Origin of the sequence: Micromonospora sp. NPDC047738, from assembly GCF_040642675.1 — a bacterium.
In the GTDB taxonomy this organism is placed as follows: Bacteria; Actinomycetota; Actinomycetes; order Mycobacteriales; family Micromonosporaceae; genus Micromonospora.
Genome location: NZ_JBEYSO010000020.1, coordinates 50,688 through 76,529, shown reverse-complemented (window position 1 = coordinate 76,529; position 25,842 = coordinate 50,688). Strand labels below are relative to the sequence as shown.

Annotated in this window: 23 protein-coding genes and 1 pseudogene; 10 read left to right on the top strand and 14 right to left on the bottom strand. The window is 71.8% G+C overall.

The window, feature by feature from the left end; all coding sequences use genetic code 11:
• Nucleotides 1-26: 26 nt before the first annotated feature.
• Nucleotides 27-443, bottom strand: a pseudogene (locus ABZ783_RS26175) (alpha/beta fold hydrolase); the annotation flags it as partial.
• Between the two features lie 144 nt (nucleotides 444-587).
• On the opposite strand from ABZ783_RS26175, the gene ABZ783_RS26170 reads away from it, so the two are divergent.
• Nucleotides 588-1,877: a low temperature requirement protein A gene (locus ABZ783_RS26170; protein WP_357442438.1), complete on the top strand. Its 1,290-nt coding sequence runs from the start codon at nucleotides 588-590 to the stop codon at nucleotides 1,875-1,877.
• 139 nt (nucleotides 1,878-2,016) lie between these two features.
• Here the strand turns inward: ABZ783_RS26170 and metH are convergent, their stop codons facing one another.
• Entirely contained in the window at nucleotides 2,017-5,532 is a 3,516-nt protein-coding gene (metH, locus tag ABZ783_RS26165) for a methionine synthase (protein ID WP_357442436.1), read from the bottom strand.
• A gap of 312 nt (nucleotides 5,533-5,844) precedes the next feature.
• Between metH and ABZ783_RS26160 the strand changes: the two genes are divergently transcribed.
• Together ABZ783_RS26160 and ABZ783_RS26155 are read left to right on the top strand one after the other, a co-directional pair.
• Entirely contained in the window at nucleotides 5,845-6,714 is an 870-nt protein-coding gene (locus ABZ783_RS26160) for a PAC2 family protein (RefSeq protein ID WP_357442434.1), read from the top strand.
• Nucleotides 6,715-6,841: 127 nt separating this feature from the next.
• Entirely contained in the window at nucleotides 6,842-7,633 is a 792-nt protein-coding gene (locus tag ABZ783_RS26155) for a GntR family transcriptional regulator (RefSeq protein WP_357442432.1), read from the top strand.
• A 134-nt stretch (nucleotides 7,634-7,767) separates the two neighbouring features.
• Here the strand turns inward: ABZ783_RS26155 and ABZ783_RS26150 are convergent, their stop codons facing one another.
• Nucleotides 7,768-8,355, bottom strand: a complete 588-nt coding sequence (locus ABZ783_RS26150) for a CGNR zinc finger domain-containing protein (RefSeq protein WP_357442430.1) — start codon at nucleotides 8,353-8,355, stop codon at nucleotides 7,768-7,770.
• 107 nt (nucleotides 8,356-8,462) lie between these two features.
• On the opposite strand from ABZ783_RS26150, the gene ABZ783_RS26145 reads away from it, so the two are divergent.
• Nucleotides 8,463-9,758 carry an MFS transporter gene (locus ABZ783_RS26145; RefSeq protein ID WP_357442428.1) on the top strand — a complete coding sequence of 432 codons (1,296 nt, stop codon included), beginning with the start codon at nucleotides 8,463-8,465 and terminating at the stop codon, nucleotides 9,756-9,758.
• A 22-nt stretch (nucleotides 9,759-9,780) separates the two neighbouring features.
• On the opposite strand, the gene mshC is transcribed toward ABZ783_RS26145, so the two are convergent.
• The 4 genes from mshC to ABZ783_RS26125 all read right to left on the bottom strand — a co-directional run bounded on the left by mshC (nucleotide 9,781) and on the right by ABZ783_RS26125 (nucleotide 13,327).
• Entirely contained in the window at nucleotides 9,781-11,019 is a 1,239-nt protein-coding gene (gene mshC / locus ABZ783_RS26140; RefSeq protein WP_357442426.1) for a cysteine--1-D-myo-inosityl 2-amino-2-deoxy-alpha-D-glucopyranoside ligase, read from the bottom strand.
• A gap of 67 nt (nucleotides 11,020-11,086) precedes the next feature.
• Nucleotides 11,087-11,905, bottom strand: a complete 819-nt coding sequence (locus ABZ783_RS26135) for an SCO1664 family protein (RefSeq protein ID WP_357442424.1) — start codon at nucleotides 11,903-11,905, stop codon at nucleotides 11,087-11,089.
• The gene (locus ABZ783_RS26130) at nucleotides 11,902-12,480 is read right to left on the bottom strand and encodes a DUF3090 domain-containing protein (protein WP_073840130.1); all 579 of its coding nucleotides are present in this window, start codon (nucleotides 12,478-12,480) and stop codon (nucleotides 11,902-11,904) included. Before ABZ783_RS26130 ends, ABZ783_RS26135 begins: the two co-directional genes overlap by 4 nt.
• A gap of 133 nt (nucleotides 12,481-12,613) precedes the next feature.
• Nucleotides 12,614-13,327, bottom strand: coding sequence for a histidine phosphatase family protein (locus tag ABZ783_RS26125; RefSeq protein WP_357442422.1), 714 nt, complete (start codon nucleotides 13,325-13,327; stop codon nucleotides 12,614-12,616).
• Nucleotides 13,328-14,149: 822 nt separating this feature from the next.
• Between ABZ783_RS26125 and ABZ783_RS26120 the strand changes: the two genes are divergently transcribed.
• A complete protein-coding gene (locus tag ABZ783_RS26120; protein ID WP_357442420.1) occupies nucleotides 14,150-14,734 on the top strand; it encodes a hypothetical protein in 585 nt (194 codons plus the stop codon).
• Between the two features lie 323 nt (nucleotides 14,735-15,057).
• Here ABZ783_RS26120 and ABZ783_RS26115 read toward each other — a convergent pair whose 3' ends face one another.
• Together ABZ783_RS26115 and ABZ783_RS26110 are read right to left on the bottom strand one after the other, a co-directional pair.
• Complete coding sequence (locus ABZ783_RS26115) at nucleotides 15,058-15,894, bottom strand: undecaprenyl-diphosphate phosphatase (RefSeq protein ID WP_357442418.1); 837 nt, start codon at nucleotides 15,892-15,894, stop codon at nucleotides 15,058-15,060.
• Complete coding sequence (locus tag ABZ783_RS26110; protein ID WP_357442416.1) at nucleotides 15,891-16,943, bottom strand: LLM class F420-dependent oxidoreductase; 1,053 nt, start codon at nucleotides 16,941-16,943, stop codon at nucleotides 15,891-15,893. The genes ABZ783_RS26115 and ABZ783_RS26110 overlap by 4 nt, the downstream gene beginning before the upstream one ends.
• Nucleotides 16,944-17,113: 170 nt before the next feature.
• Here ABZ783_RS26110 and ABZ783_RS26105 point away from each other — a divergent pair, with 170 nt between their 5' ends.
• Together ABZ783_RS26105 and ABZ783_RS26100 are read left to right on the top strand one after the other, a co-directional pair.
• Nucleotides 17,114-18,085, top strand: a complete 972-nt coding sequence (locus ABZ783_RS26105; protein ID WP_357442414.1) for an aldo/keto reductase — start codon at nucleotides 17,114-17,116, stop codon at nucleotides 18,083-18,085.
• A gap of 91 nt (nucleotides 18,086-18,176) precedes the next feature.
• A complete protein-coding gene (locus ABZ783_RS26100) occupies nucleotides 18,177-18,368 on the top strand; it encodes a DUF5703 family protein (protein WP_073838148.1) in 192 nt (63 codons plus the stop codon).
• Nucleotides 18,369-18,443: 75 nt separating this feature from the next.
• On the opposite strand, the gene ABZ783_RS26095 is transcribed toward ABZ783_RS26100, so the two are convergent.
• The gene (locus ABZ783_RS26095; protein ID WP_357442412.1) at nucleotides 18,444-19,097 is read right to left on the bottom strand and encodes a hypothetical protein; all 654 of its coding nucleotides are present in this window, start codon (nucleotides 19,095-19,097) and stop codon (nucleotides 18,444-18,446) included.
• A gap of 60 nt (nucleotides 19,098-19,157) precedes the next feature.
• Nucleotides 19,158-20,486, bottom strand: a complete 1,329-nt coding sequence (locus tag ABZ783_RS26090; RefSeq protein ID WP_357442410.1) for a M20/M25/M40 family metallo-hydrolase — start codon at nucleotides 20,484-20,486, stop codon at nucleotides 19,158-19,160.
• A 160-nt stretch (nucleotides 20,487-20,646) separates the two neighbouring features.
• On the opposite strand from ABZ783_RS26090, the gene ABZ783_RS26085 reads away from it, so the two are divergent.
• The 3 genes from ABZ783_RS26085 to ABZ783_RS26075 all read left to right on the top strand — a co-directional run bounded on the left by ABZ783_RS26085 (nucleotide 20,647) and on the right by ABZ783_RS26075 (nucleotide 22,611).
• Nucleotides 20,647-21,264, top strand: coding sequence for a hemerythrin domain-containing protein (locus ABZ783_RS26085; RefSeq protein ID WP_357442408.1), 618 nt, complete (start codon nucleotides 20,647-20,649; stop codon nucleotides 21,262-21,264).
• Nucleotides 21,265-21,365: 101 nt separating this feature from the next.
• Nucleotides 21,366-22,352 (top strand): LysR family transcriptional regulator, encoded by a 987-nt coding sequence (locus ABZ783_RS26080; RefSeq protein WP_357442406.1) that lies wholly within the window; start codon nucleotides 21,366-21,368, stop codon nucleotides 22,350-22,352.
• Nucleotides 22,353-22,371: 19 nt separating this feature from the next.
• The gene (locus ABZ783_RS26075; RefSeq protein WP_357442404.1) at nucleotides 22,372-22,611 is read left to right on the top strand and encodes a hypothetical protein; all 240 of its coding nucleotides are present in this window, start codon (nucleotides 22,372-22,374) and stop codon (nucleotides 22,609-22,611) included.
• Between the two features lie 49 nt (nucleotides 22,612-22,660).
• Here the strand turns inward: ABZ783_RS26075 and ABZ783_RS26070 are convergent, their stop codons facing one another.
• Genes ABZ783_RS26070 through ABZ783_RS26060 form a run of 3 tightly spaced genes read right to left on the bottom strand, consistent with a single transcriptional unit; the run spans nucleotide 22,661 to nucleotide 25,742 of the window.
• Nucleotides 22,661-23,011: a DUF3140 domain-containing protein gene (locus tag ABZ783_RS26070; protein WP_357442402.1), complete on the bottom strand. Its 351-nt coding sequence runs from the start codon at nucleotides 23,009-23,011 to the stop codon at nucleotides 22,661-22,663.
• Nucleotides 23,011-23,199, bottom strand: a complete 189-nt coding sequence (locus ABZ783_RS26065; RefSeq protein ID WP_357442568.1) for a hypothetical protein — start codon at nucleotides 23,197-23,199, stop codon at nucleotides 23,011-23,013. Before ABZ783_RS26065 ends, ABZ783_RS26070 begins: the two co-directional genes overlap by 1 nt.
• Nucleotides 23,196-25,742, bottom strand: a complete 2,547-nt coding sequence (locus ABZ783_RS26060) for an ATP-dependent Clp protease ATP-binding subunit (RefSeq protein ID WP_357442400.1) — start codon at nucleotides 25,740-25,742, stop codon at nucleotides 23,196-23,198. Before ABZ783_RS26060 ends, ABZ783_RS26065 begins: the two co-directional genes overlap by 4 nt.
• Nucleotides 25,743-25,842: the final 100 nt, after the last annotated feature.

Here is a 25,842-nt window from a genome sequence, read left to right as displayed (position 1 = left end):
GCCCGGCGAGCGCCCAACGCCCGCGCGGCGAGCACCCGGTCGACGTCGAGGTCCGACGGCAAGCCGACCACCCGCAACGACGGAGCGACCAGCACCAGATGATCAAGCCGCGCGGGATGCCGGGCGGCATAGAGCAGGCAGATCCCGCCGCTCGCGGAATGCCCGAACAGGTCCATCCGGTCGAGGCCCAGGTGCTGGCGCAGCGCTTCCACGTCATCGACGAGGCGGTCGACCCGATAGGTGGTGGGATCGGCGGGAACACCCGACGCGCCGGTGCCCCGGTTGTCCAACAGGATCAGGGTACGGCTGCGGGTGAGCCCGCCCAGCTCGCCCAGGTATTCCACCGTCTGGCCGGGGCCACCCGGAATGCACACCAACGGAGGCCCGGAGCCGACAACTCGGTACGCCAGTTCCGTGCCGTCCCAAGACGTGAAGCTCTCCATTGCGACGATCCTGCCAGTCGCCGCGGGCACCGCTGCCGCGTCCCTGGCTCAGTCGGCCGGACAGGCCGTTGCCTGGTTGGGAGAACACGACGCTGGGCGCGGCAGCAGACCTCGCTGGCGGTCAGGCCCTTCAGCCATCGGGAGGTGCGTCTGATCCGTGGGCGACACGGCGACGTGGTACGACTGCTTCAGCGAGAAGCCGACGAAGCGGGCGGGCCGGTGACGACGAACAGAGTGGCCAATCTGCTGCGCAAGCGTGGGAGTCCGCAGCGGCCGACCTTCCTGGAACTGTTCTTCGATCTGGTGTACGTCTTCGCGCTCACCCGGATCGTGAACGAGTTGGTGCTGGACTACACCACCGGCCGCGTCGCCGAGACGTTGACCACCACCCTTTCGGAAAACGGCGAGACTCTGCTGCTGTTCCTGGCCATCTGGTGGATCTGGACCCAGACGGCGTGGATGACCAGCCGGTTCGACCCGTTGCAGCCGGCGATCCAGTTCGTTGTCCTCGCGACGATGCTCGGGAGCCTGTTCCTGGCGGTCGCGATATCCGGGGCTCTCGCCGAGACCGGTCTGCTCTTCGCGAGCACGTACGTGGCGATCCAGGTGGGCCGCACCCTCTTCTTCGTACTCACCTTGCGGGGCCATGATCTGCGCCGCGTCAACATGCTGGCGCTCGTCTGGTTCGGCGCGTCGGCCGTACCGTGGCTCGCCGGAGCTTTCGCACCGGAGCTGACGCGCAATTTGCTGTGGCTGCTGGCCTTGGCGATCGACTACCTGGGGGGCGTACTCGGCTGGCCGGTACCGGGGCTGGGGCGTGCGCGGGTGTCCCCGTGGGCCGTCGCGGGCGAGCACCTGGCCGAACGCTACTGGCTGTTCGTCATCGTCGCGCTTGGTGAGACGATCCTGACCACCGGATCGACTCTTCTGCACGGTCCGATCGTGGCTGAACGAATATCGGCCCTTGTACTGTCGTTCGTCACCACGGTGTTGCTGTGGCGGATCTACTTCTACCGAGCCGGCCAGATCTTGGGCGAGGCCATCGCGGCATCCGCCGATCCCGGCCGGCTCGGTCGGTCGGCCGAGCTCTCCCACCTGCTCATGGTGGCTGGCATCGTCGCCACCTCAGCCGGTTCCGAGCTCGTCCTCAACGATCCATCCGGACACGCCAAACCGGCCTGGGTCGGCGCCATCCTCGGCGGGCCCGCGCTCTACCTCGCCGGGCGCGCAGTATTCGAGCACGTGGCCTTCGCCCGCGTGTCCCGGCCACGACTGATCGGGATCGTCGTACTTGCGGCCGTAGCGCCCGTGATGGTCGGCCTGCCGCCACTCGGGGTCGCCGCAGCAGCTGCCGCCGTCCTGCTCGGCGTCGCCGTCTCGGACATGATCCGAGCCCACGGACGCCCACTGGAACAGGCCTCGCCGCCCCGCTGACGCATGCCCGTCGGCCCACCAAGTCGGAGTCGATCTAGGGCAAACTCGTGTGCTCGGAGATCACCTGACGGCAATATGCCACCGGACCGGATGCTGGTGAGGGACGGGGTTGAAGTGCAGGTCAGACCAGTTGCCTCGACTATTTGGCGTTGAAGTAGTTGGCCTCCGGGTGGTGCACCACGATCGCGTCCGTGGCCTGCTCCGGCACCAGCTGGAACTCCTCCGACAACTGCACGCCGATCCGGTCCGCGCCCAGCAGCTCCACGATCTTCGCCCGGTCCTCCAGGTCCGGACAGGCCGGGTAGCCGAACGCGTACCGGCAGCCGCGGTAGTCGGTGCGCAGCAGGCCGGCCAGGTCCGCCGGGTCGTCGTCGGCCACCGTACGCCCGCTCGGCAGGGTCAACTCGGACCGGATCCGCCGGTGCCAGTACTCGGCGAGGGCCTCGGTGAGCTGCACGGACAGGCCGTGCACCTCCAGGTAGTCGCGGTACTCGTTGCCGGCGAACATCTTCGCCGTGTACTCGCTGATCGGCTGCCCGACGGTGACCAGCTGCAACGCCACCACGTCCAGCTCCTCGCCCTTCGGCCGGAAGAAGTCGGCCAGGCACAGCCGCCGCTCCTGCCGCTGCCGTGGGAACGAGAACCGGGCCCGCTCGCTGTGCCCGTTCTCGTCCAGCACCACCAGGTCGTTGCCCTCCGCGTACGCCGGGAAGTAGCCGTACACCACGGCCGCCTCGAGCACCTGGTCGGCGATCAGCCGGTCCAGCCAGTACCGCAGCCGCGGCCGGCCCTCCGTCTCCACCAGCTCCTCGTACGACGGGCCCTTGCCGCCTCGGGCGCCCCGCAGCCCCCACTGGCCGAGGAAGGTGGCCCGCTCGTCGAGCAGTGCCGCGTAGTCGGCCAGCGGCAGCCCCTTGACCACCCGGGTGCCGAAGAAGGGCGGCTTCGGCACCTCCACGTCAACGGCCACGTCGGAGCGGACCGAGGCGTCGTCCAGCTCGGGCAGCGCCTCCCGCACCATCGCCCGCTGCCGCTCCCGCCGCTCCCGGCGGGCCGCCAGGGCCGCCTCCCGCTCCGGGTCGACCATCGGCGCGCCGCCCCGCTTGGCCGTCATCACCCGGTCCATCAGCGACAACCCTTCGAAGGCGTCCCGGGCGTAGTGCACCTGCCCCGGGAACATCGACCGCAGGTCGTCCTCCACGTACGCGCGGGTGAGCGCCGCCCCGCCGAGCAGGACCGGCCACCGCTCCGCCACCCCGCGCGCGGCCATCTCGGCCAGGTTCTCCTTCATGATGACCGTGCTCTTGACCAGCAGGCCGGACATGCCGATCGCGTCGGCCCGGTGCTGCTCGGCGGCGTCCAGGATCGCGTTGATCGGCTGCTTGATGCCGATGTTGACGACCTCGTAGCCGTTGTTGGACAGGATGATGTCCACCAGGTTCTTGCCGATGTCGTGCACGTCGCCCTTGACGGTGGCGAGCACGATGCGCCCCTTGCCGTCGTCGTCGGTCTTCTCCATGTGCGGCTCCAGGTATGCCACCGCGGTCTTCATCACCTCGGCGGACTGGAGCACGAACGGCAGCTGCATCTGGCCGGAACCGAACAGCTCACCGACCACCTTCATGCCGTCGAGCAGCAGATCGTTGATGATCGACAGCGGCGAGCGCCCCTCGGCCATGGCCGTGTCGAGGTCGGCCTCCAGGCCGTTGCGCTCGCCGTCGATGATCCGCCGCTTGAGCCGCTCGTCCAGCGGCAGCGCGGCCAACTCCTCGGCCCGGGTGGCGCGCGCCGACGCCGCGTCGACGCCTTCGAAGATCTCGATGAACCGCTGCACCGGGTCGTAGCCCTCCCGGCGGCGGTCGTAGATCAGGTCGAGCGCCACCTCGCGCTGCTCGTCTGGGATCTTCGACATCGGCAGGATCTTGCTGGCGTGCACGATCGCCGAGGTCAGCCCGGCCTCCGCGCACTGGTGCAGGAAGACCGAGTTGAGCACCTGCCGGGCGGCCGGGTTCAGCCCGAAGGAGACGTTGGAGATGCCGAGGGTGAAGTTTACCCCCGGATACCGGGCGGCGATCTCCCGGATCGCCTCGATCGTCTCGATGCCGTCGCGGCGGGTTTCCTCCTGACCGGTGGCGATCGGGAAGGTCAGCGCGTCGATGAGGATGTCCTCCCGGCGCAGCCCCCACCGGCCGGTCAGGTCCTCGATCAGCCGGACCGCGACGCGTACCTTCCAGTCCCTGGTGCGGGCCTGGCCCTCCTCGTCGATGAGCAGGGCGACGACGGCGGCGCCGTGCTCCTTGACCACCGGCATGACCCGGGCGTAGCGGGACTCGGGGCCGTCGCCGTCCTCGAAGTTGACGGAGTTGACCACGCAGCGCCCGCCGAGCATCTCCAGCCCGGCCTCGATCACCGGGGGCTCGGTGGAGTCCAGCATGATCGGCAGCGTGGAGGCGGTGGCGAACCGGCCGGCCAGCTCCCGCATGTCCTGCGTGCCGTCCCGGCCGACGTAGTCGACGCAGAGGTCCAGCAGGTGCGAGCCGTCCCGGGCCTGGCCGCGGGCGATCTCCACGCATGCCTGCCAGTCGCCGGCCAGCATCGCCTCCCGGAACGCCTTGGAGCCGTTGGCGTTGGTCCGCTCCCCCACCATCAGGACGCTGGCGTCCTGGGCGAACGGCACGTGGTGGTAGATGGACGAGACGCCCGCCTCCGGCCGCGGCTCCCGGGCCACCGGCCGTCTCCCGCGCAGCCGCTCCACCAGCACCCGGATGTGCTCCGGGGTGCTGCCGCAGCAGCCGCCGACCAGGGACACGCCGTACTCGGCGACGAACTGCTCCAGGGCGTCGGCCATCTCCACCGGCGTCAGCGGGAAGTACGCGCCCTCCGCGGTCAGCACGGGCAGACCGGCGTTCGGCATCACCGACAGCGGGATCCGCGAGTGCTGGGACAGGTAGCGCAGGTGCTCACCCATCTCCGCCGGGCCGGTCGAGCAGTTGAGCCCGATCAGGTCCACCCCGAGCGGCTCGATCGCGGTCAGCGCCGCCCCGATCTCGCTGCCCAGCAGCATCGTGCCGGTGGTCTCGACGGCGACGTGGCAGATGATCGGCACCTGTCGCCCGAGCTCGGCCATCGCCCGCTTCGACCCGATCACCGCGGCCTTGACCTGGAGCAGGTCCTGGCAGGTCTCCACGATGAGCGCGTCCGCCCCGCCGACGATCAGGCCGGCCGCGTTTTCCTGGTACGCGTCCCGCAGCGACGCGTACGCGGCGTGGCCGAGGGTGGGCAGCTTGGTGCCGGGGCCGATCGAGCCGAGCACGAAGCGGGGCTGGTCCGGCGTCGCGTACGCGTCGGCGGCCTCCCGGGCCAGCCGCGCCCCCGCCTCGGACAGCTCCCGGATCCGGCCGGCGATGCCGTACTCGGCGAGGTTCGGCAGGTTGGCGCCGAAGGTGTTCGTCTCGACGCAGTCCGCGCCGGCCGCCAGGTACGCCTCGTGCACGCCGCGGACGACGTCCGGCCGGGTGACGTTGAGGATTTCGTTGCAGCCCTCGAGGCCGTCGAAGTCGTCCAGGGTCAGGTCGGCCGCCTGGAGCATGGTCCCCATCGCCCCGTCGGCGATGAGGATCCGGTCCGCCAGCACATCGAGCAACGAAGTCCGCACAGAGCCAGGTTAGTGCGCTATGTCGGCACGGGGATATCGCAACCGTGCCTTCCCACATACTGTCAGCGGGATCACCCGTCCCTTTAATCCGCTTCGGCCGGGTTGGTCACCCCGGCGGACCGGCGCGGCCGACGGGCCGCAACCCGCGCCGACACGTAGGCTGGCGGACGTGAAGGACAACAGGGACGCGACCGTGCGACGGCTCCAGGTCGCGGCGCGGCGTCAGACGCGCCGAGCTGGAGTTGTCGCAGGCGGGCGGACGTCCGGGCGACGGCCCGACACCGCTCCCGGCGAGCAGGGTGAGGTGGCGGCGTGACCGAGTTCGACGGACTGCCCGTGCTGCGGTCCCCGGTCGCCATCGCGGCCTTCGAGGGATGGAACGACGCCGCGGACGCCTCGACCGCCGCCGTGGAGCACCTGGAGCAGGTCTGGCAGGCCCGGCAGGTGGCCGAGCTGGACCCGGAGGACTTCTACGACTTCCAGGTGAGCCGGCCGACCATCACCATGGCCGACGGGGAGACGCGCCGGGTGGAGTGGCCCACCACGCGCTTCATGGTGGCCAGCCCGCCCGGCACCGAGCGGGACGTGGTGCTGGTCCGTGGCATCGAGCCGAGCATGCGCTGGCGTACCTTCTGCGAGCAGGTCCTCGAGATCTGCCACAGCCTGGAGGTCGAGCGCGTGGTGCTGCTCGGCGCGCTGCTGGCCGACGTGCCGTACACCCGGCCGCTGCCGATCAGCGGCAGCGCGTCGGACGCGGACGCCGCCAAGCGCTACCAGTTGACCCCCACCCGCTACGACGGGCCGACCGGCATCGTCGGGGTGCTGCACGATGCCTGCACCCGGGCCGAGGTCGATGCGGTGTCGTTCTGGGTGCACGTCCCCCACTACGCCAACAACCCGCCCTGCCCCAAGGCCACCCTCGCGCTGCTGCACCGGGTCGAGGAGGTGCTCGACCTGCCGGTGCCGATGGCCGACCTGGCCGAGGAGGCCGCCGAGTGGGAGCAGCGGGTGCGCAGCGCCGCCGAGCAGGACGCGGAGCTGGGCGAGTACGTCCGCGAGTTGGAGGAACGGGTCGGCGACGCCGGCATCACCCCGCTCACCGGTGACGAGATCGCCCAGGAGTTCGAGAAGTACCTGCGCCGCCGCGGCGGCTCCGCCGGCCCGACCGCCGGCTCCTGGTAGCCGCTCCCTGATCAAGCCCGCCGGGCCCCGGACACCACGTCCGGGGCCGGTTTTTCCGCGTGTCCGGGGTGGCGTGGTCACCTCCGCTAGGACAACCTAGGAACCTAGCTGTGATGAGGAGGCGGGCATGCAGATCAACCCGGGAGCGGCCGAGTTCCCGCACCGGCAGATCGCCGCGCAGCTCAAGGCCCAGGTCCGCCGCGGCGACTGGGGGCCCGGTGAGCGGCTGCCGTCCATCCCGGCCATCGCCGAGATGTTCGGCGTCGCGAAACAGACGGTGCAGCGCGCCGTCGACCAGCTGCGGGTCGAGGGCATCCTGATCACCAAACCCGGCTCCGGTACGTACGTCCGGGGCACCCGGCGCCGGCTCAACCGGCTCTCCCGCGGCCGGTACGGCGGCTTCCGCGGCTACCACACCGACCTCGCCGCCCGATACCGGCAGCAGCTCGTCTCGGTCGGCCCGGCCCCCGCCCCGCCCGAGGTGGCCGACGCGTTCGGGGTGCCCGACGGCACCGAACTGCTCTGCCGGCGGCACCTGGTCCGCACCGACGAGTCGCCGGTCGAGGTGGGTGCCTCCTGGTTTCTGCCGACCGACACCGCGGGCACCTCGCTGGAGCGGGCCGAGGCGTTCGGCCGCCCGCTCTACCAGGAGGCCGAGGATGCCACCGGCCGCAGGTACGTCACCGCGACCGATACGATCAGCGCCCGGCAGCCCAGCCGGGAGGAGGCGGAGACCCTGCAGATCCGCCCGGACACCCCCGTGCTGCACCTGCTGCACGTCGCCTACGACGAGCGGCGCAAGCCGATCGAGGTGGCACAGGCGACGTGGCCCGGCCCGATGACCACCCTCACCGAGGAGTACAAGATCCCGGCCCCGGCCGAGCAACCCGACCCGGACCCTGGGCTCGTCCTCGGCTGACCGCCCGCCGGCCCCCCGCAGTCCTGCTGGGAGATGCACGGAACGAGTGGTTGTCCGCGGCGAAACAGCCACACGTTCCGGCGGGAAAGAGGGGCCGCCGGTGGCGGCTGGGTCCGCCACGCGGACGCGAAGGCCTAGGGCTGGCTCTTCGCCTTCTGTCGGGCATAGTAGGCGCGGGCGCGGTTGCGGTCGCCACAGTCCTTCGTGTTGCACCAGCGGCGGTTCCGCCGCGGTGATGTGTCGAGGTAAACCCAGCCGCACTTGGCGTCTTCGCACTGGTGAAGGCGGTCGAGGTCGTCGCGCTGGGTGAGAGCCACGAGCCCGCGGACGATGCGATTGCTGGGCAGGCGGAGGTCGATTTCCCGGTCTCGCCATTGCCAGCGGTCGCCCGTGCGGACCAGGTCGGCTGCGGCGATCGCCGCCCGGTACATGCCCGCGAGGTCTGCGGCGGCTTCGGGGTCATCATCGAAGAGAGCTGCGTAGACCTTCTCGCGCGCTTCGATGACCTGTTGTCGTTCCCGCTCGGCCCAGACGTCGTCCCGGCCGGCGAGGTCGCGCAGGGCCACGGCCTCGTCTCCGCTGATCAGGTCGGACTCGACGCACCAGTCGACGACGTCGGAGAAGGTCTTCAGCTTCTCGGTGCGGTCGCACCCGCCGAGGCGCCAGTCAACGGTGTTCACCAGGTCGAGCATGCGGTCGCCCGCGATGTGACCGAACCTCACCACCAGCTCCTCTCATGGCCAAAAGCATTATTGCATGTGAGACAGCCTCCTGGCATGCTCATTCCCAATCGGCCAATCACCCATGAGAAACCACCAGGAGACTGATCGTGCCTGCCGCCGCCCCACGCACACCGTTCACTGCGCTGTGGGCGTCCCAAGCCTCCTCAAACCTCGCCGACGGGCTGCTGCAGGCCGCGGCACCGCTGCTCGTCGCCACGCTGACCCGTGACCCGCTCGTGGTGGCGGGCATGACGGTGGTGCAGTTCCTGCCTTGGCTGGTCGCCACCCTCCCCGCCGGCGCGATCGCCGACCGGATGGACAGACGCCGGATACTTACCGCTGGTAACTGGCTGCGCGCGGCCGCGTTCGCGCTGCTCGCCGTGGCCTTGGCGAACGGATGGCGCCACGTCGCACTGCTCTACGCCGCAGTGTTCCTGGCTGGTTGCGCCGAGACGATGGTCGACAACGCCGCACTGACCATCCCACCCCGTCTCGTGCCACGCGAGCAGCTCGAGCGCGCCAACGGCCGGTTGTTCGCGACCCAGTCCGTCATCAACACCTTCATCGGTCCGCCTGCCGGAGCGGCGTTGTTCGCGCTGGCAGCATCAGCGGCCTTCTACACCGGCGCGGCCGCGTTCGCGCTCGCCGGCCTGGCAGCTCTGCTGCTGCCCGCGCTGCGCCCCACCAGCGAGGAACAGGAGGGCCGCCGCTCGACCCCGACCACAATCACCCAGGACATCCGCTCCGGATGGGCCCACTTCTGGCGCCACGACCTGCTGCGCCGAGTCGCGTTCATCTCGGCGGCAATCAACTTCTTCAGCTCGGCCACCGGCGGGGTGCTCGTTCTGCTGATCACCGGTCCGTACCAAATGCCCATGTCGCGCTACGGCCTGTTCGTCGCCGTTCCCGCCGCCGGTGCGATCGTCGGCTCGCTACTCGCCGGACACGTCGTGCCCCGCATCGGCGGCGGCCCCACCACCTGGCTCGCCGCCCTCACCCCGGCCGCCAGCTACGCCATCCTCGGCCTGGGTCACCACACACCCCTCGCCCTTGCCGGCATGTTCTGCGCCGCCATTGCCACCTCGCTGAACCAGATCGTCGTCAGCACCCTGCGCCAAGCAGCAGTCCCCGACGAACTCCTCGGCCGCGTCACCGCCGCCTACCGCCTGATCGTCCTGGGTGTCGTCCCCCTCGGAGCCCTCGCCGGCGGCTTGCTCGGACGCAGCCTGGGGATCCGCGCCCCCTTCATCGCCGCAGCCCTCGGACTCGTGCTCGCCGCGCTCCTGCTCGCCTCCCGGGTCACCACCCAAGCCCTCCGTGACGCCGAAACAACCCATCACGACGAAGCGAAACGTCAGGCCGCGGGCTACGCCTTCACGGGTCCGCCTACTTCACGCGATTGACCAACGTCCCCGATCAGTGCACCTAGAGGCGGATACCCAGGAGGGCGTCGACGGTGTCCGCGAAGAGCTTCGGGGCGGCTGCGTCGTCGGCGACCCCGGCCAGGGCCTGCGCGGCCCAGGCGTCCGCCACGGCCAGGGCGCCGGGCGTGTCCAGGTCGTCGGCGAGGCGGGCGCGCACCCCGGCCAGCAGCTCGTCCCCAGCCGGCCCGGCCGGCAAGGCGGCGGCCCGCCGCCAGCGGGCCAGCCGCTCCTGCGCCGCGGCGAGCAGCTCGTCGGTCCACGAACGGTCGGTGCGGTAGTGCCCGCTCATCAGGGCCAGCCGGACGGCCATCGGGTCGACCCGGTCCGCCCGCAGCCGGGACACGAAGACCAGGTTGCCCTGGGACTTCGACATCTTCTCCCCGTTTAGGCCGATCATGCCGGCGTGCACGTAGTGGTCGGCGAACGGCGCCTGGCCGGTCAACCGCTCGGCGTGCGCCGCCGAGCACTCGTGATGCGGGAAGAGCAGGTCGTTGCCGCCGCCCTGCACGGCGATCCGGTCACCGAGCAGGTTCAGCGCGATCACCGTGCACTCGATGTGCCAGCCGGGGCGCCCGGCGCCGAGCTCGCCGCCCGGCCAGGACGGTTCGCCCTCCCGGGCCCCGCGCCACAGCAGCGGGTCCAGCGGGTCCCGCTTACCGGCCCGGTCCGGGTCGCCGCCACGCTCCGGGAAGATCTCCAGCATCTGCTCCCGGGAGAGGTTCGACTCGTAGCCGAACTCGGGGGCCGCGCTGAGGTCGAAGTAGACGTCGCCGGTGCCGTCGTCGAGCCGGTAGGCCGCGCCGTCCTTGAGCAGCACCAGGACCTTCTCGGCGATGTCCGGGATCGACTCGACCGCGCCGACGTAGTGCTCCGGCGGGATGATCCGCAGCGCCTCCATGTCCTCCCGGAACAGGGCGGTCTCCCGCATGGCCAGGACCTTCCAGTCCTCGCCGTCGCGCTCGGCCCGCTCCAGCAGCGGGTCGTCGATGTCGGTGACGTTCTGCACGTACCGCACGGACAGGCCGGCGTCCCGCCACATCCGCTGCACCAGGTCGAAGGCGATCATGGTGGCCGCGTGCCCGAGGTGGGTGGCGTCGTACGGGGTGATGCCGCAGACGTACATCGAGGCGACCCCGTCGGGCTCACTGGAGTGGACACCTTGCCGCGCCGAGTCGTACAACCCCAGTGGCTGGCCCTTGCCCGGCAGCCGTGGCACCTCGTGTCCCACCCAAGACTCCATGACCGTCAGCCTAACGATCCGTCAGGCGCTCGGGTGCCGCGCCTCAAGTGATCAACGCGACAACGGCTCACATGGGCGGCCAGGGCATTGCCGGCCACTCCTGCGGGGGCAACGGGAACCGCCCGCTCTCCCGCAGCCGGTCCACCCGGGCCGCCAACTCGGCGACCTCACCGATGGTGAGGTGCTCGGCCAGCTCGTCGCCGAGCGTACCGGTGAGCTGCCCGGCCAGCCCGTCCAGCATCTCCACCGCGTCCGGCGGCAGCTGCCGGCCCGCCCAGCCCCACAGCACCGTACGCAGCTTCTCCTCGACGTGGAAGCAGACGCCGTGGTCGACCCCGTAGATCCGGTCGTCGGGGCCCACGATGACGTGACCGCCCTTGCGGTCGGCGTTGTTGATCACCGCGTCGAGGACGGCGAGGCGGGCCAGGCGCGGGTCGTCGGCGTGCGCCAGGGCGTACGCGGCCCCGTCGTCGTCCCGGGCCGCGGCGACCAGGAACCAGCGTGGCGGCAGGGCGTCGGCGGGAACGAAACCGACGAGCGACTCGGCGTCCTCGGGCTCGTCGATCCAGAGCTGGCAGGAGCCGGGGCCGAACGGTCCGTCCCGCAGCACGGTGGGCGGCACCAGATCCCAACCGCTCGCCCGGGAGACGAGATAGGCCGACACCTCCCGGCCGGCGAGCGTCCCGTCCGGGAAGTCCCAGAGCGGACGCTCGCCGCGGACCGGCTTGTAGACGCAGCGCGCGGCCACCCCGTCGCGGGTGAGGATCCCGCGCAGGGTGGTGTTCGAGGCGTCGACCAGCCGCCCCTCCAGGGTGAGCTCACCATCGGTGAGCAGCCGCAGCGCAGCGGCTCCGTCCTGTCGGGGCTGGAGTTCCGACGAGGTCACCGGTGATAACCGTTGTGCCGCGGGCAGAGATGCCCGGCGGGGTCCAGGGGTTGGCCGCAGAGCGGGCAGGGCGGACGGCCGGCGTTGACCACGCGACGGGCCCGCTCGATGAACGCGCGGGTCGCCTCGGGGGTCAACCGCACCCGCAGCCGGTCGAGGTCGTCGTCCGGCTCGTCCGGGTCCTCGTCCTCGTCGTCGTCGGCCTCGCCTAGCGCGACCTCGACCTCGGTCTCACCGGCGGCGATCGCCTCGATCACCACGGTGGCGCTGTCCACGTCGAAGGCCAGCCCCAGCGTGCCGACCCGGAACTCCTCGTCGACCGGGGTGTCCAGCGGGTCGTTGTCGCCGACGACGGGGGCCGCCTCCGGCAACTGGACGCCGAACCGGCGCTGCGCCTCGGCGAGCAACTCCTCCAGCTTCTCGGCGAGCAGGGACACCTGGACCTTCTCCAGCGCGACGCTGACCAGCCGGCCACCGCCGCGCGCCTGCAGGAAGAACGTACGTTCCCCCGGCGGGCCGACGGTTCCGGCGACGAACCGCTCCGGCGGCTCGAAGGCGTGCACCTGGTGGGTCATACCCACGACCCTATCCGGCGGGTGGAACCGCCGTGCAGCGCACCGACGCTGAATCCGCCCAGGGCGAAACACCGGCGCCCACGGGGGCCGTTCCCGGGCGTGGCGGACCGGCTCATCGGTTCACTCCTCGCGCTCACGGGGCCGCCCCCGCGCCGCCGCCCACCGCCGCGTCCGAGTCCGTGGCCCGCGCCGCGCGCCGCCGGCGCTTCCGCGGCGGCGGCACCAGCCCGCTCAGATCACCGCCCGTGTCGTTGAGCCGGACCAGGAACGGCCGCAGCGCCGTGTAGCGGATCGCCGTCACCGACGCCGGGTCCGCGACGATCCGCTGGAAAAGATCCAGGTGTACGCCGAGCGCGTCGGCCACGATCGCCTTGATCACATCGCCGTGGCTGCAGGCCAGCCAGACCGCCTCCGGCCCGTGCTCGGCGGTGATCCGGGCGTCCCAGGAACGCACCGCCGCGACCGCCCGCGCCGACATCGCCGACATCGACTCCCCCTCCGGGAAGACGGCCGCGCTCGGGTGCTGCTGGACCACCGGCCAGAGCGGCTCCTTCGCCAGCTTCTTCAGCGGCTGCCCCTCCCAGCTGCCGTAGCCGCACTCGATCAGCCCCTCCTCCACCACCGGCTCGGCCTGCGGCAGGGCCAGCTCCAGGGTCTGCCGGCAGCGGACCAGCGGGCTGGTCACCACCGCCGCCAGGGGGAGCCCCTTCAGCCGCTCGCCGACCGCCGTGGCCTGGGCGCGACCGGTCTCGTCCAGCTCGACCGGCTGCCGGCCGGCCAGGCCGCCGTCGGCGTTCGCGGTGGTCCGGCCGTGTCGCAGAAGCAGAAGGGTCGCCACCCTGACCACCCTAGGCGGTACGGCGTCTGTCTTCCGGCTGCGGTTCGGGTGTGGCCCGCCGCGCGCGCCCGTCGTGGGCCGCTGCCGGCTTTGGTCGCGGTTGGGGGTGTGGCCCGCCGTGCCCGGCTCCGGGCGGTCAGGCTTGACCCCTACGCCGGTCACGGCGGGCCACACCCCGCGTCGTGGTCCTGCGCCGTCCGGCTGTCCGGCGTGCGTGGTTCGCGCCCCGGGTACGGCGTGCGTACCTGCACACGGTCCGCGCCTCGGCGGGGGTACCGGCTCGGCCGTCGGTTTCGCCGAAAGTGTGGCCTCCCGTCCTGGCCCGCCCGTGATCGACTCCCTGTCGGGGATGTGGCGGTGTAGGCGGGTGTCGGTTACCGCCGTTTCCGCGACCTGGAGTGGATCAAGGGCGGTTCGGGCCCACTTGGCGGGCTGTGGTGGTGGGCGATGTCCGGTTTGTGGGTGTGGTCGGCGGCATCCCGGGCCCGGAATGATGGGCGGCCGGGGGTCGTTGAAACACGGGTGCACGGCCGAGGTAGGCGCCCCGCGAGGCAGGCTTGCTGGCCGGCCCAGGTCGGAATGATGGTAGGCCGGCGGTCGTTGCACATGACTCGCGACCGAGGAAGCCGCCCCGTGTGCCGGGGTGGTCGGGCCCGGAATGTTGGCGGGCCGCCGGTCGTTGGATATGGTCCCGGCGCCGCGAAGAGGCGAACCCCTCGCCCCGCGAGCCGCTGGTCGAAGACTTTCCCCTTTGAGCGCCTGACGGTGCTTGCGCGCCCTGCCCACCCCCGTGGGCGGTGTGTGCGCCGACCCCCGAATGGAGCTTTGGTCATGAACTCGATGCTGCGTAAGAGCATTCTTGGTGTTGCTGGTCTGGCTTTCACCGGTGGTGTGTTCGCCGGTCCGATCGCCGCCCACGCTGCTGAGCCGGTGCACGCCAACCCGGTGGCGGCGGTGCAGGCCGACAAGCCGGACATGGGCAAGCTGGTGCCGCATGGTGTGCAGGGCGCCCAGTCGAAGATCACCCTGAACGACGAGCAGACCGCGAACGCGAAGGCGATCATCGCCGCCACCAAGAAGGCGGGCCTGCCGGAGCGGGCCGCGGTGATCTCGATCGCCACGAGTCTGCAGGAGTCGAAGCTGGAGAACCTGGGCCACCTCGGCGACGCCAATGACCACGACTCGCTGGGCCTGTTCCAGCAGCGCCCCTCCAGTGGTTGGGGCACGCCGGAGCAGATCACGAACCCGGAGTACGCCACCACCGCGTTCCTGAAGGGTCTGAAGCAGATCGACGGCTGGCAGGACATGCCGCTGACCAAGGCCGCCCAGACCGTGCAGGTGTCGGCCTACCCGGACGCCTACGCCCAGTGGGAACAGCAGGCCGCCGACCTCGTCGCCCAGCACTGGAACAGCTGACCCACCTGATCAGCTGACCAACTGAAAACGCGTACAAGCTGCTGGCCGGCACCCCAAGACGGGTGCCGGCCAGCAGTGTCTCTGAACGCTGGCGTCTCCAGATCTTGGACAGCTCCCGTCAGCAGCAGAACAGAAGAACACCGCCCAAGATCAGCAGCTCACTGCGGTACGTACCAGAGGAAGACCGCAACGCACGGGCGGCGAAGGCGCACGACGGGGCTGGGGGCGACCGTGACCGGCGCAGGGATCAAGCCTGACCGCCCGGAGCCGGGCACGGTCGCCCCCAGACCCCCGAAAAGCGAGAGCCAGCCGAGGAAGAGGGGCTACGTGGCCTGGATCGTCCCGGTGAGGAGTAGGCACAGAACGAGGGTGCCGAGCGCCACCCGGTACAGCACGAAGAGGTACAGGGTGTGGTGGGCGACGTAGCGCAGCAGCCAGGCGATGGCCGCGTAGCCGATGGCGAAGGCGATCACCGTGGCGACCACCATCTGGGCCACGCTGGGTGCGGCAGTGCCCGGTTCGGCGGGCTCGAAGACGTCGCCGAGGCTGAACACGCCGGACAGCACCACGGCGGGGATGGCCAGCAGGAACGAGTACCGCGCCGCGGTCTCCCGGGTCAGGTTCAGGAACAGGCCGAAGGTGAGCGTGCCGCCGGACCGGGAGACGCCGGGGATGAGCGCCATCGCCTGGGCGAAGCCCATGACGATGCCGTCGCGCATCCGGAAGTTCTCCAGGGTGCGGGTCTGCCGCCCCCAGTACTCGGCGAAGGCCAGCACCAGCGCGAAGAAGATCAGCGTGAAGGAGATCAGGTACAGGTTCCGGGCCGTGTCGCGGATCGCGTCCTTGAACAGCAGGCCGAAGACGCCGATCGGGATGGTGCCGACGATGACGTACCAGCCCATCCGGTAGTCGAGGCTGGACCGGACCGAGCGGTCCCACATGCCGATCACCCAGGTACGGACGATCCGCCAGATGTCCTTGAAGAAGTAGATGAGCACCGCCGCCTCGGTGCCCAACTGGGTCACCGCGGTGAACGACGCGCCGGCATCCCGGCCGAAGAAGATCGCGGAGGTGATCCGCAGGTGCCCGGAGGACGAGACGGGCAGGAATTCCGTGAGCCCCTGGACGATGCCCAGGACGATGGCCTCGACCCAGGTCACTCGCCGACTCCGGACAGCTCGAGGGCCTCGGCGACGGTGCGCAGGGTCTGCACGCCGCTCTCCCGGTCAGCGACGAAGAGGGTCACCGACAGGGTGGTGACGCCGGCCTCCGCGTACTCCTGCATCCGCTCGGCGATGCGCTCCTTCGGACCGAGCAGCGAGGTGCGGTCGATGAACTCGGTCGGCACCGCGGCCGCCGCGTCGCGCTGCCGCTTGGCGAGGTAGAGGTCCTGCACCTCGCGGGCCGCGTCGCCGTAGCCCATCCGGATGGCGAGCTGGTTGTAGAAGTTCTGCTCCCGGCTGCCCATGCCGCCGACGTAGAGGGCGGCGTACCAGCGGACCAGCTCGGCGCAGGAGGCGACGTCGTCGCCGACCACCACCGGGACGGACGGCACCACGTCGAAGCCGCTCAGCTCCTCGCCGATCCTGGCCCGGCCGGCGCGGACCGCGGCGAGCTGCTCCTCGGCGAACTCGGGCGCGTAGAAGATGGCGAGCCAGCCGTCCGCGATCTCGCCGGCCAGCTCCAGGTTCTTCGGGCCGACAGCGGCCAGGTAGATCGGGATGTGCTCGCGCGGTGGGTGGAAACCCAACCGGAGCGCCTTGCCCGGGCCGTCCGGCAGCGGCAGCGTGTAGTGCTCGCCGTCGTACGCGACCTCCTTGCGGGCGATCGCCAGCTTGACGATGTCGACGTACTCCCGGGTGCGGGCCAGGGGCTTGGCGAAGCGGACGCCGTGCCAGCCCTCGGAGACCTGCGGGCCGGAGACGCCCAGGCCGAGCCGGAACCGGCCGCCGGAGAGCGTGTCGATGGTGGCGGCGGTCATCGCGGTCATCGCCGGGGTACGGGCGGGGATCTGCATCACCGCGCTGCCCACGTCGATCCGCTCGGTCTGGCCGGCGATCCACGCCAGCATGCTCGGCGAGTCGGAGCCGTAGGCCTCCGCCGCCCACACCACCGAGTAGCCGAGCCGGTCGGCCTCCTGAGCCAGGGCCAGATGATCGGCCGGCGCGCTCCACGCCGTCTGGTATCCGAGGCTGAGCCCGAGTCGCACTGGTCCTCCCACCGTCCGCACCACAGGTCGCATCAGGTTACGCAATGCCGGTGGCCGAGCCGGTCACCGGCTCACCCCCGACCGCGTCACAGCTCGCCGGGCTGGGTGGAGCAGGAACTTGACTCCGGGCGAGGATATCCGTGACGCGAGGTTCGAAATAAGGTTCACCCATGCAACAGCGACCGCTCGGCCGAAGCGGGCTGGCGGTTTCGCGGCTCGCGCTCGGCACCATGACCTGGGGACGGGACACCGACGCCGACGACGCGGCCGCCCAGCTGAAGAGCTACCTCGACGCGGGCGGCAACCTCGTCGACACCGCCGACGTGTACGCCGACGGCGACGCCGAGTCGGTGATCGGCTCGCTGCTGGGCAGCCTGGTCGATCGGGACGAGCTGCTCATCGCCACCAAGGCGGGGCTGCGGCCGGGCAGCGGCCGCCGGCGGGACAACTCCCGCGGGCACCTGCTGCGGACCCTGGAGGCGTCGCTGCGCCGGCTCGGCACCGACCACGTCGACCTGTGGCAGGTGCACGGATACGACCCGGACACCCCGCTGGAGGAGACCCTCTCCGCCCTGGACCACGCCGTGTCCACCGGCAAGGCCCGGTATGTGGGGGTGTCGAACTTCTCCGGCTGGCAGACCGCCCGGGCCGCCGCCTGGCAGGCCGCCTGGCCGGGGCGCGCCCCGGTGGTCGCCGCGCAGGTGGAGTACTCGCTGCTGGAGCGGGGCGTGGAGCGCGAGGTGCTGCCCGCCTGCGCGGCGCTGGGGCTGGGCGTGCTGCCCTGGTCGCCGCTGGGGCGCGGGGTGCTCACCGGCAAGTACCGGCACGGCCGTCCAGCCGACTCCCGGGCCGCGTCGCCGCACTTCGAGCGCTTCGTCGCCACCTACCTGGAGCCGCGCTGCTCCAGCATCGTGGAGGCGGTCGCCACCGCGGCCGGGGGGCTGGGCGTGTCGCCGCTGGAGGTGGCGCTGGCCTGGATCCGGGACCGGCCGGGGGTCACCGCGCCGATCCTCGGCGCCCGCACCGTGGGGCAGCTCCTCGGCGCGCTGCAGGTGGAGCGGATGACCCTGCCGGAGGAGATCGTCACCGCGCTCGACGACGTCTCGGCGGTGCCGGTGGGCTACCCGGAACGGGACGGCTGAGGCCCGTCGTCTGGATGCCGGCCGACGGACGGCGATCCGGGTCACCGTCCGGGGGTGGCGGTGGACCACCGGGCTGGGCAGCATAGAGGGCATGGACTACGAATACGCGCCGCTGCGGTTGCCTGCGAATGTCGACCGGTTGACCGCCGCGGCGCAGCTGGCGATCCAGGCGGAGTTCTCCGGATGGGAGCTGGCCCGGGTGCGGCTGTACCGGGACGGGACGCGGCAGGTGATGCTGCGCCGCCGCCGGGTCAACCAGCCGCAGCCGGGCCTGTCGTACTGAGGACGGCCGGACCGGGCCGACGCGGTACGCCCCCGGGGCCCGGACCGGACGGTCAGGCCCCGGGGGCGGCGTGGCCTAGTGGGCGTGGTCGTGTTCCTCGTCGAGCTCGAGGAACGGGTGCTCGTCGAGGCGGCCCACGAGACGGTCGTCGGCGGCCGGCTGGAACGGGCCGAGCGAGTCGTCGTCGTCGAACGACTCCAGGTCGACCGGGCTGCTGACCTCGCTGACCATGACCAGGCCGTCAAGCGGCTCCAGCTCGGGGACGTCCAGCGCGCTGAGCGAGCCGTCACCGCTCTGCAGCAGCTCCAGCACGGCCTCGCCGACCCCCTCGACCGGGGCCGGCTCGTCCTCCTCGGGGGTGCCCTCGCGGCGGGCCGCCTCGGCCGCCCGGATCAGGGCGGACACGCTCGGCACCCGGTAGTCCCGGCGCTGCCGGACCGAGATGACGCGCGGGTGCGGGTCGGTGGCCTCGACCCCCTCGACGCCGCCGAAGCGCTCGTCGGCCTCGTTCGGGTCGATCGACTCCACGTCCCACGGGGTCACCTCGCCGAACGCGTCGAGCAACTGCTCGTCGTAGGCGAACGAGGCATTGTTCAGGGCGACGTACGCCTGCCAGACGTTGTCGTCGTCGATCCGGCCGTGGGCGGCGCGGACGGCGGCCAGGTGGGCACGCGCCGCGTCGATCACCCGCTCCAGGGCGGCGTCCAGCTCACCGTGCTGGTCGGTCATGTGTGGCAGTCCCTTCGGATGGGGGGAGATTCCGCGCCGACGGTGACGTGACGGACACGGCTAGCAGCTGCGGAGAAACCGGTCGAGAACCCGCACGCCGAACTGTAGCCCGTCCACCGGAACCCGCTCGTCGATGCCATGGAACAGCCCGGAGAAATTGAGGTCGGCGGGCAGCCGCAGCGGCGCGAAGCCGAAGCAGCGGATGCCGAGCTGCGAGAACGCCTTGGCGTCGGTGCCACCGGAGAGCATGTACGGCACCGGGCGGGCGCCCGGGTCCTCGGCGCGCAGCGCGGCGGACATGGCGTCGACCAGGTCGCCGTCGAAGGTGGTCTCCAGGGCCGGCTGGCGCTGGATGTACTCGATGGCGATGTCCGGGCCGATCAGCTCGCGCAGCTGCCGCTCCAGCAGCTCCGACTGGCCGGGCAGGCTGCGGCAGTCGATGGTGGCGGTGGCCCGGCCGGGGATGACGTTGTCCTTGTAGCCGGCGGCCAGCCGGGTCGGGTTGGCGGTGTTGCGGATGGTGGCGCCGATGATGTTGGCGATCGGGCCGAGCTTGGCGATCGCGGTCTCCGGGTCCTCCGGGTCGATCTCGATGCCGAGCACGTCGGAGACCTCTTCGAGGAACGCCCGCACGGTGTCGGTGACGACCACCGGGAAGCGGTGCCGGCCGACCCGGGCGACCGCCTCGGCGAGCGCGGTGACCGCGTTGTCGTCGTGCACCATCGAGCTGTGGCCGGGGCGGCCCTTGGCGTGCAGGCGCAGCCAGTCGATGCCCTTCTCGGCGGTCTCGATGAGGTAGAGCCGGCGCTGCTCGTCAACCGAGTAGGAGAAGCCGCCGACCTCGCCGATCGCCTCGGTGCAGCCGTCGAAGAGGTGGCGGTGCCGCTGGGCGAGGAAGTGCGCGCCGTAGTCGCTGCCGGCCTCCTCGTCGGCGGTGAAGGCGAGCACGATGTCCCGCGAAGGACGCACCCCGGCGCGCTGCCAGCCGCGGACCACGGCGAGCACCATGGCGTCGAAGTCCTTCATGTCGATCGCGCCGCGGCCCCACAGGTAGCCGTCACGGAGCTCGCCGGAGAACGGATGCACCGACCACTCGTCGGGGTCGGCGGGCACCACGTCGAGGTGGCCGTGCACCAGCAGCGCGTCCCGGCCCGGGTCGGTGCCGAGAATCCGGGCGACCAGATTGGCCCGGCCCGGCGCGGACTCGTGCAGCTCCGCGTCGACGCCGACCTCGGCGAGCTTCTCGGCGACGTACTCCGCGGCGCGGCGTTCCCCGACGCTGGTGTCGTTGTCGCCGGTGTTGGTGGTGTCGATGCGCAGCAGGTCGCGGCAGAGGTCCACGACCTCGTCACAGGGGTCGGGTCGGGCGGAGGCGGGGTCGCTCGTCATCGCTTCTTCATACCAGCCGGTCCCGACGCCCGGTCCGCCCCGCCCGGCGGGCGGTTTCACGGATCGCGGGTACGGGTACCGCCGGTGGCGTTCCCGCACCGCTCACCCGGGGCCGGCGGCGCCGCCGATCCCGCGCCGGCCATCAGTCGAGGAGTGCACCATGACCGTCCCCCTGCCGCCGCTGCCGCCCGCCGCTGACGACGTGTACCGGCCGGGTGGCCGGAGCCTGATCGACCTCGTGGCGCGGGAGCACACCGCGCTGCTCGGCCTGGCCGGGCAGGTCACCGACCCGGACCTGCCCGCCGAGCGTCGGCGCGAGGTGCTCGACGTGCTCACCGCCGTGGTGTCCCGGCACCTGTCCGCCGAGGAGCAGTACCTCTTCCCCGCCGCCCGGGCCGCCGTGCCGGCCGGCGCCGAACTGGTGGACCGGGAGATCGAGGCGGACGCCGGGCTGCTCACCGCCCTGCGGGAACTGTCCGGGCCGGACGACCCGGCGCTGGCCGAGGTGGCCGACCGGGTACGCCGGCACGTCGACCGGGTCGCCGCGCTGGTGGCGCCGCTGCGCGAGGTGGCCACCGACGCCGAGCTGATCCGGCTGGGCAACCGGTGGGAGATCGCCGAGGAGGCGGCGCCGACCCGGCCGCACCCGGGCACCCCGGCCACCCCGCCGTGGAACAAGCTCGTCGAGCCGGCGGTGGGGGTGTTGGACAAGGTCCGCGACGCGGTGACCGGCCGGCGTACCCAGCTGTCCGATCTGGAACGGCCGGGGAAGCACTGAGCCGATTCCGGCCGCCGCGGCGACGGACGGCCGACTGATCGGCGTACACCGATGGCGGACGGGCCCTTCCGCATCCCCGTTCGTGGTCCTACCGTCACCGTATGAATCTGGAGCTGCGACATCTGCGGGTGGTCTGCGCGATCGCGGAGACGGGAAGCGTCACCAAGGCCGCCTCGATGCTCGGCCTGGCCCAGCCGGCGCTGACCGCCCAGCTCCAGCGCATCGAGCGGGCCCTCGGCGGACCGCTGTTCGACCGGGACCGCCGCGGCGCCCGCCCCACCGCGCTGGGCGAACTGGTGCTGGACCGGGCCCGGGTGCTGCTGCCGGCGATGAAGGGCCTGCAGGACGAGGCGGCCCGGCTGGCCGGGGCGGCCGACCCGCTGACCCGGTACCGGTTCGGCGGGGTGAACAGCCCGATCCTCGGCCGGCTGGTGCACCGGCTCGCCGCCGAGCGGCCCGACGTGCAGATCAGCACGTACGCGTCCTGGTCGGTGGACGAGCTGGCCCAACTGGTCGCCGGCGGCCGGCTCGACTTCGCGCTGACCGGGGTGTGCGGGGACGCCGCCCCGTCGGCGGAGTTCGGGCTGAGCTGGCGGGAGGTCGCCGTCGACCCGATCTTCGTGCTGCTGCCGCAGACCCATCGGATGGCCGGCCGGGACGAGGTGCGCCTGGTCGACCTGCGGCACGAGCAGTGGGTCGCGGCGCCCGGGGAGGGCTGCTTCGGCGACTGCTTCGCCGCCGCCTGCGCCCGCGCCGGCTTCACCCCCCGCAAGCTGTACGAGGCGGACGTGCGCGGCTGCCTGGACCTGGTGGACGCCGGCGAGGCGGTGGGCCTCTGCCAGGCCACCTTCCGGCCCGTCGCCGGCCTGGTGACCCGCCGGCTGGCCGGTACGCCGCTGCGCTGGCGGCTGCTGCTGGGCTGGCACCCGGACGCGCCGACCGCCCGGGTCGCCGAGACGGTGCTCGAGACGGCCGTGGCGGCGTACACCGACGCGCTGGCCCCGCACCCGGACTACCTGGCCTGGTTGCTGGGTCGACCCGACTTCGGTGCGCAGGTGGCGGCGGCCGGCGGGGTGCGAACCGCCTGAGCGCGGGTATCAGGGCGCCATGACTGATCTGTACCCTGCCGCCGACCAGCGGGAGTTGCTGCGCCAGGCGGCCGCCGCGCACACCGCCGCCTCCACCGACCTGGAGGCGTTCCTGCGCCGGCTGCCGGAGGTGCCCGACCCGGCGGACATCACCGAGTACGCCAACCTGCTCAGCCGGGAGGAACGGGCCCGCGCGGAGCGGCAGGCCGCCGCCGACGCGGCCGGCTTGGAGCTACCCAGCATGGAATCGTCCGACTAACGCACGGCACGGCACCCGGGACTCCCCCGGGTGCCGTCGGCCGGTCCGGTCAGCGTTCGACCAGAACGTCGTGCCCGAGGTCGAGCAGCGAGTACCGCCACTCGTTGTCGGCGTTGCCGCCGCTCGGCCGGGCGTCGATGAGGTCCTGGATGCGGTCGACCGCCGCCTGCATCACCTCGATGTCCTCCCGGGTGAGGTCCACCTTGCGCTTGCTCAGCACCCGCAGGATGTGCCGGCCCGGCTCGGGCAGGTCCATGTTCGGGGCGGGGCCGAACGACTCCTCCCCCGAGCCACGGGTCAGCAGCCACTGGCGCAACTGCTCGGAGGGGACGTTCACCAGGGCGTGGAAGTCGTCCCAGAGCACGTCGACCTCGGGATCCACGCGCTGTTCGCGTACCATCACGCCTCCTCTTCCGGCGGCGGCCCGGACGGCGTCCGGTCGCCCTCGTCGGTCTGCTTCTTCACACCCTCCGGCGGCACCTTGACCCGCGACGGGTTCGCCGTCGGCGGGCTCACGATCGGTTCGCGCCGCTCGGTTTCCTCCCGGCTCTCCTCCGGCTCGGTCATCTCGTCCCGTTTCCGGTTCATCGAGGGTGCGAGGTGCTGGCGGCGACGTAGTCGCGGTCCCCGCTGCCGACCTCGATGGACAGCTGCCCGTCCCGCGCGTCGACGACGACCTTCTGGCCGGGCGAGACCTGGTGCTCCAGCAGCATCCGGGAGAGCCGGTTGTCGACCTCCCGCTGGATCACCCGGCGCAGCGGGCGGGCCCCGAACTCCGGCTGGTAGCCGTGCTCGGCCAGCCAGTCGATGCCGGCCGCGGTGAACTCGACCTGGATGTCCTGGGCGTGCAGCCGGCGCTTGGTCTCCTCCAGCATCAGCTCGGTGATCTGCCGCAGCTGCTCGGCCTCCAGCCGCTGGAAGATGATCACCTCGTCGATCCGGTTGAGGAACTCGGGCCGGAAGTTCTCCTGCAGCCGGCGCATCAGCCGCTCCCGCAGCTCGCTGGCCTCCTGCTCTCGGCCGGGCTCGCCGACGCCGAAGCCCACCGTGCGCTGGGTACCGGTGATCATCTCCGACCCGAGGTTGCTGGTCATGATCAGGACGGTGTTCTTGAAGTTCACCGTGCGGCCCTGGCTGTCGGTGAGCCGGCCGTCGTCCAGCACCTGGAGCAGGATGTTGAACACATCCGGGTGCGCCTTCTCGATCTCGTCGAGCAGCACCACCGCGTACGGGCGGCGGCGCACCGCCTCGGTGAGCTGGCCGGCCTCCTCGTAGCCGACATAGCCGGGCGGGGCGCCGACCAGCCGGCTGACCGTGTGCCGCTCCTGGAACTCGCTCATGTCCACCCGGACCATCCGGTCCGCCTCGCCGAAGAGCGCCTCGGCCAGGGCCCGGGCGAGTTCGGTCTTGCCGACGCCGGTCGGGCCGAGGAAGAGGAAGCTGCCCATCGGCCGGTCCGGGTCCGCCAGCCCGGCACGCGAGCGGCGCACCGCCTCGGCCACCGCGCTGACCGCGTCGTCCTGCCCGACGACCTTCTCGTGCAGGTACCCCTCGAGCCGCAGCAGCCGGTCGCGTTCCTCCTCGGTGAGCTGGTTGATCGGGATGCCGGTGGCTCGGGAGACCACCTCGGCGATCTCCGTCGGCCCGACCGTCGGCACTTCGGGGCTCTCCCCGTCGCCTTTCGCCCGGCGGACCTGTTCCTCCAGCTCGGACACCCGGTCGCGCAACTGGGAGGCCCGCTCGTACTGCTCGTCGGCGACCGCCTGCTCCTTGTTGCGGCGCACCTCGTCGAGCTGCCGCTCCAGCTCGCGCACGTCCTCGGCGGGGGTACGGGTACGCAGCCGCACCCGCGCGCCGGCCTGGTCGATCAGGTCGATCGCCTTGTCCGGCAGGTAGCGGTCGGTGACGTAGCGGTCGGAGAGCTCAGCGGCGGCGACCAGCGCCTCGTCGGTGAAGCGGACCTGGTGGTGCGCCTCGTAGCGGTCACGCAGGCCGCGCAGGATGGTGACGGTGTCCTCGACGCTCGGCTCGGGCACGAAGACCGGCTGAAACCGGCGGGCCAGCGCGGCGTCCTTCTCGATGCTGCGCCGGAACTCGTCCAGCGTGGTCGCGCCGATCACCCGCAGCTCGCCACGGGCGAGGGCGGGCTTGAGCATGTTCGAGGCGTCCATGCCGCCCTCGCTGCCGGCGCCACCCGCGCCGACCAGGGTGTGGATCTCGTCCAGGAAGATGATCAGCTCGTCCTTGTGGGCCCGGATCTCGTCGATCACCTTCTTCAGCCGTTCCTCGAAGTCGCCCCGGTAACGGGTGCCGGCCACCAGGCCGGCGAGGTCGAGCTGGATCACCCGCTTGCCGATCAGGGTCTGCGGCACGTCGCCGTCGCAGATCCGCTCGGCCAGCCCCTCCACGATCGCGGTCTTGCCGACGCCGGCCTCGCCGATCAGCACCGGGTTGTTCTTGGTCCGCCGGGACAGGATCTCCACGGCCTGCTCGATCTCGTCGGCCCGGCCGATGACCGGGTCGATCTGGTCGTTGCGGGCCAGCTCGGTGAGGTCCTGCCCGTACTGGTCGAGGGTGGGGGTGCCGCGGTCCGGACGGGGGGCGCCGCCGCGTTCCGCGCTGGCCGCCTGCAGCGACTCCGGCTGGATCCGGCCCGCGGCCAGCATCCGGCCGGCCGGGGACTCCGGGTTCAACGGCAGGGCCATCAGGATGTGTTCGGGGCCGATGTAGTTGGCACCCATCGCCCGGGAGAGCTGGTGGGCGTCGAGCAACGCCCGCTTGGCCGCCGGGGTGAGCGACAGGTTGGGCGGCACCTCGCCGCGCGGCGCCCCGTCACCGCGCCCGCCGAGTGCGTTGACCAGAGCGTCCGGGTCGGCGCCGGCGCGGCGTACCAGATCGCGTAGCGGCTCCCGCTGCAGCGCCGCCCAGAGCAGATGGTCGGTGTCCAGGTCGTTGCTGTGCTTCTGCGCCGCGCGCCGGGCCGCGTCGGCCAGCATCTCCCGCGCGTCGGCGGTCATCAGCCGGGTGATGTCGACCCGGTGTGCCGGCCGGCGTCCCCCCTCGCCGCGACCGAAGTACCGGGCCAGGAACTCGTCCCACGGGTCGGAGCCGAAGTCACCGGGTCCCATCATCTCTGTCCTCCGCTCCTCAGACGCGGCGCGCCCCGCCGGGCGACTGGCGCGGCACGGTCGGCGGTGGCTACCCGGCGGTCGGCGCGACAAACGCCTCCGG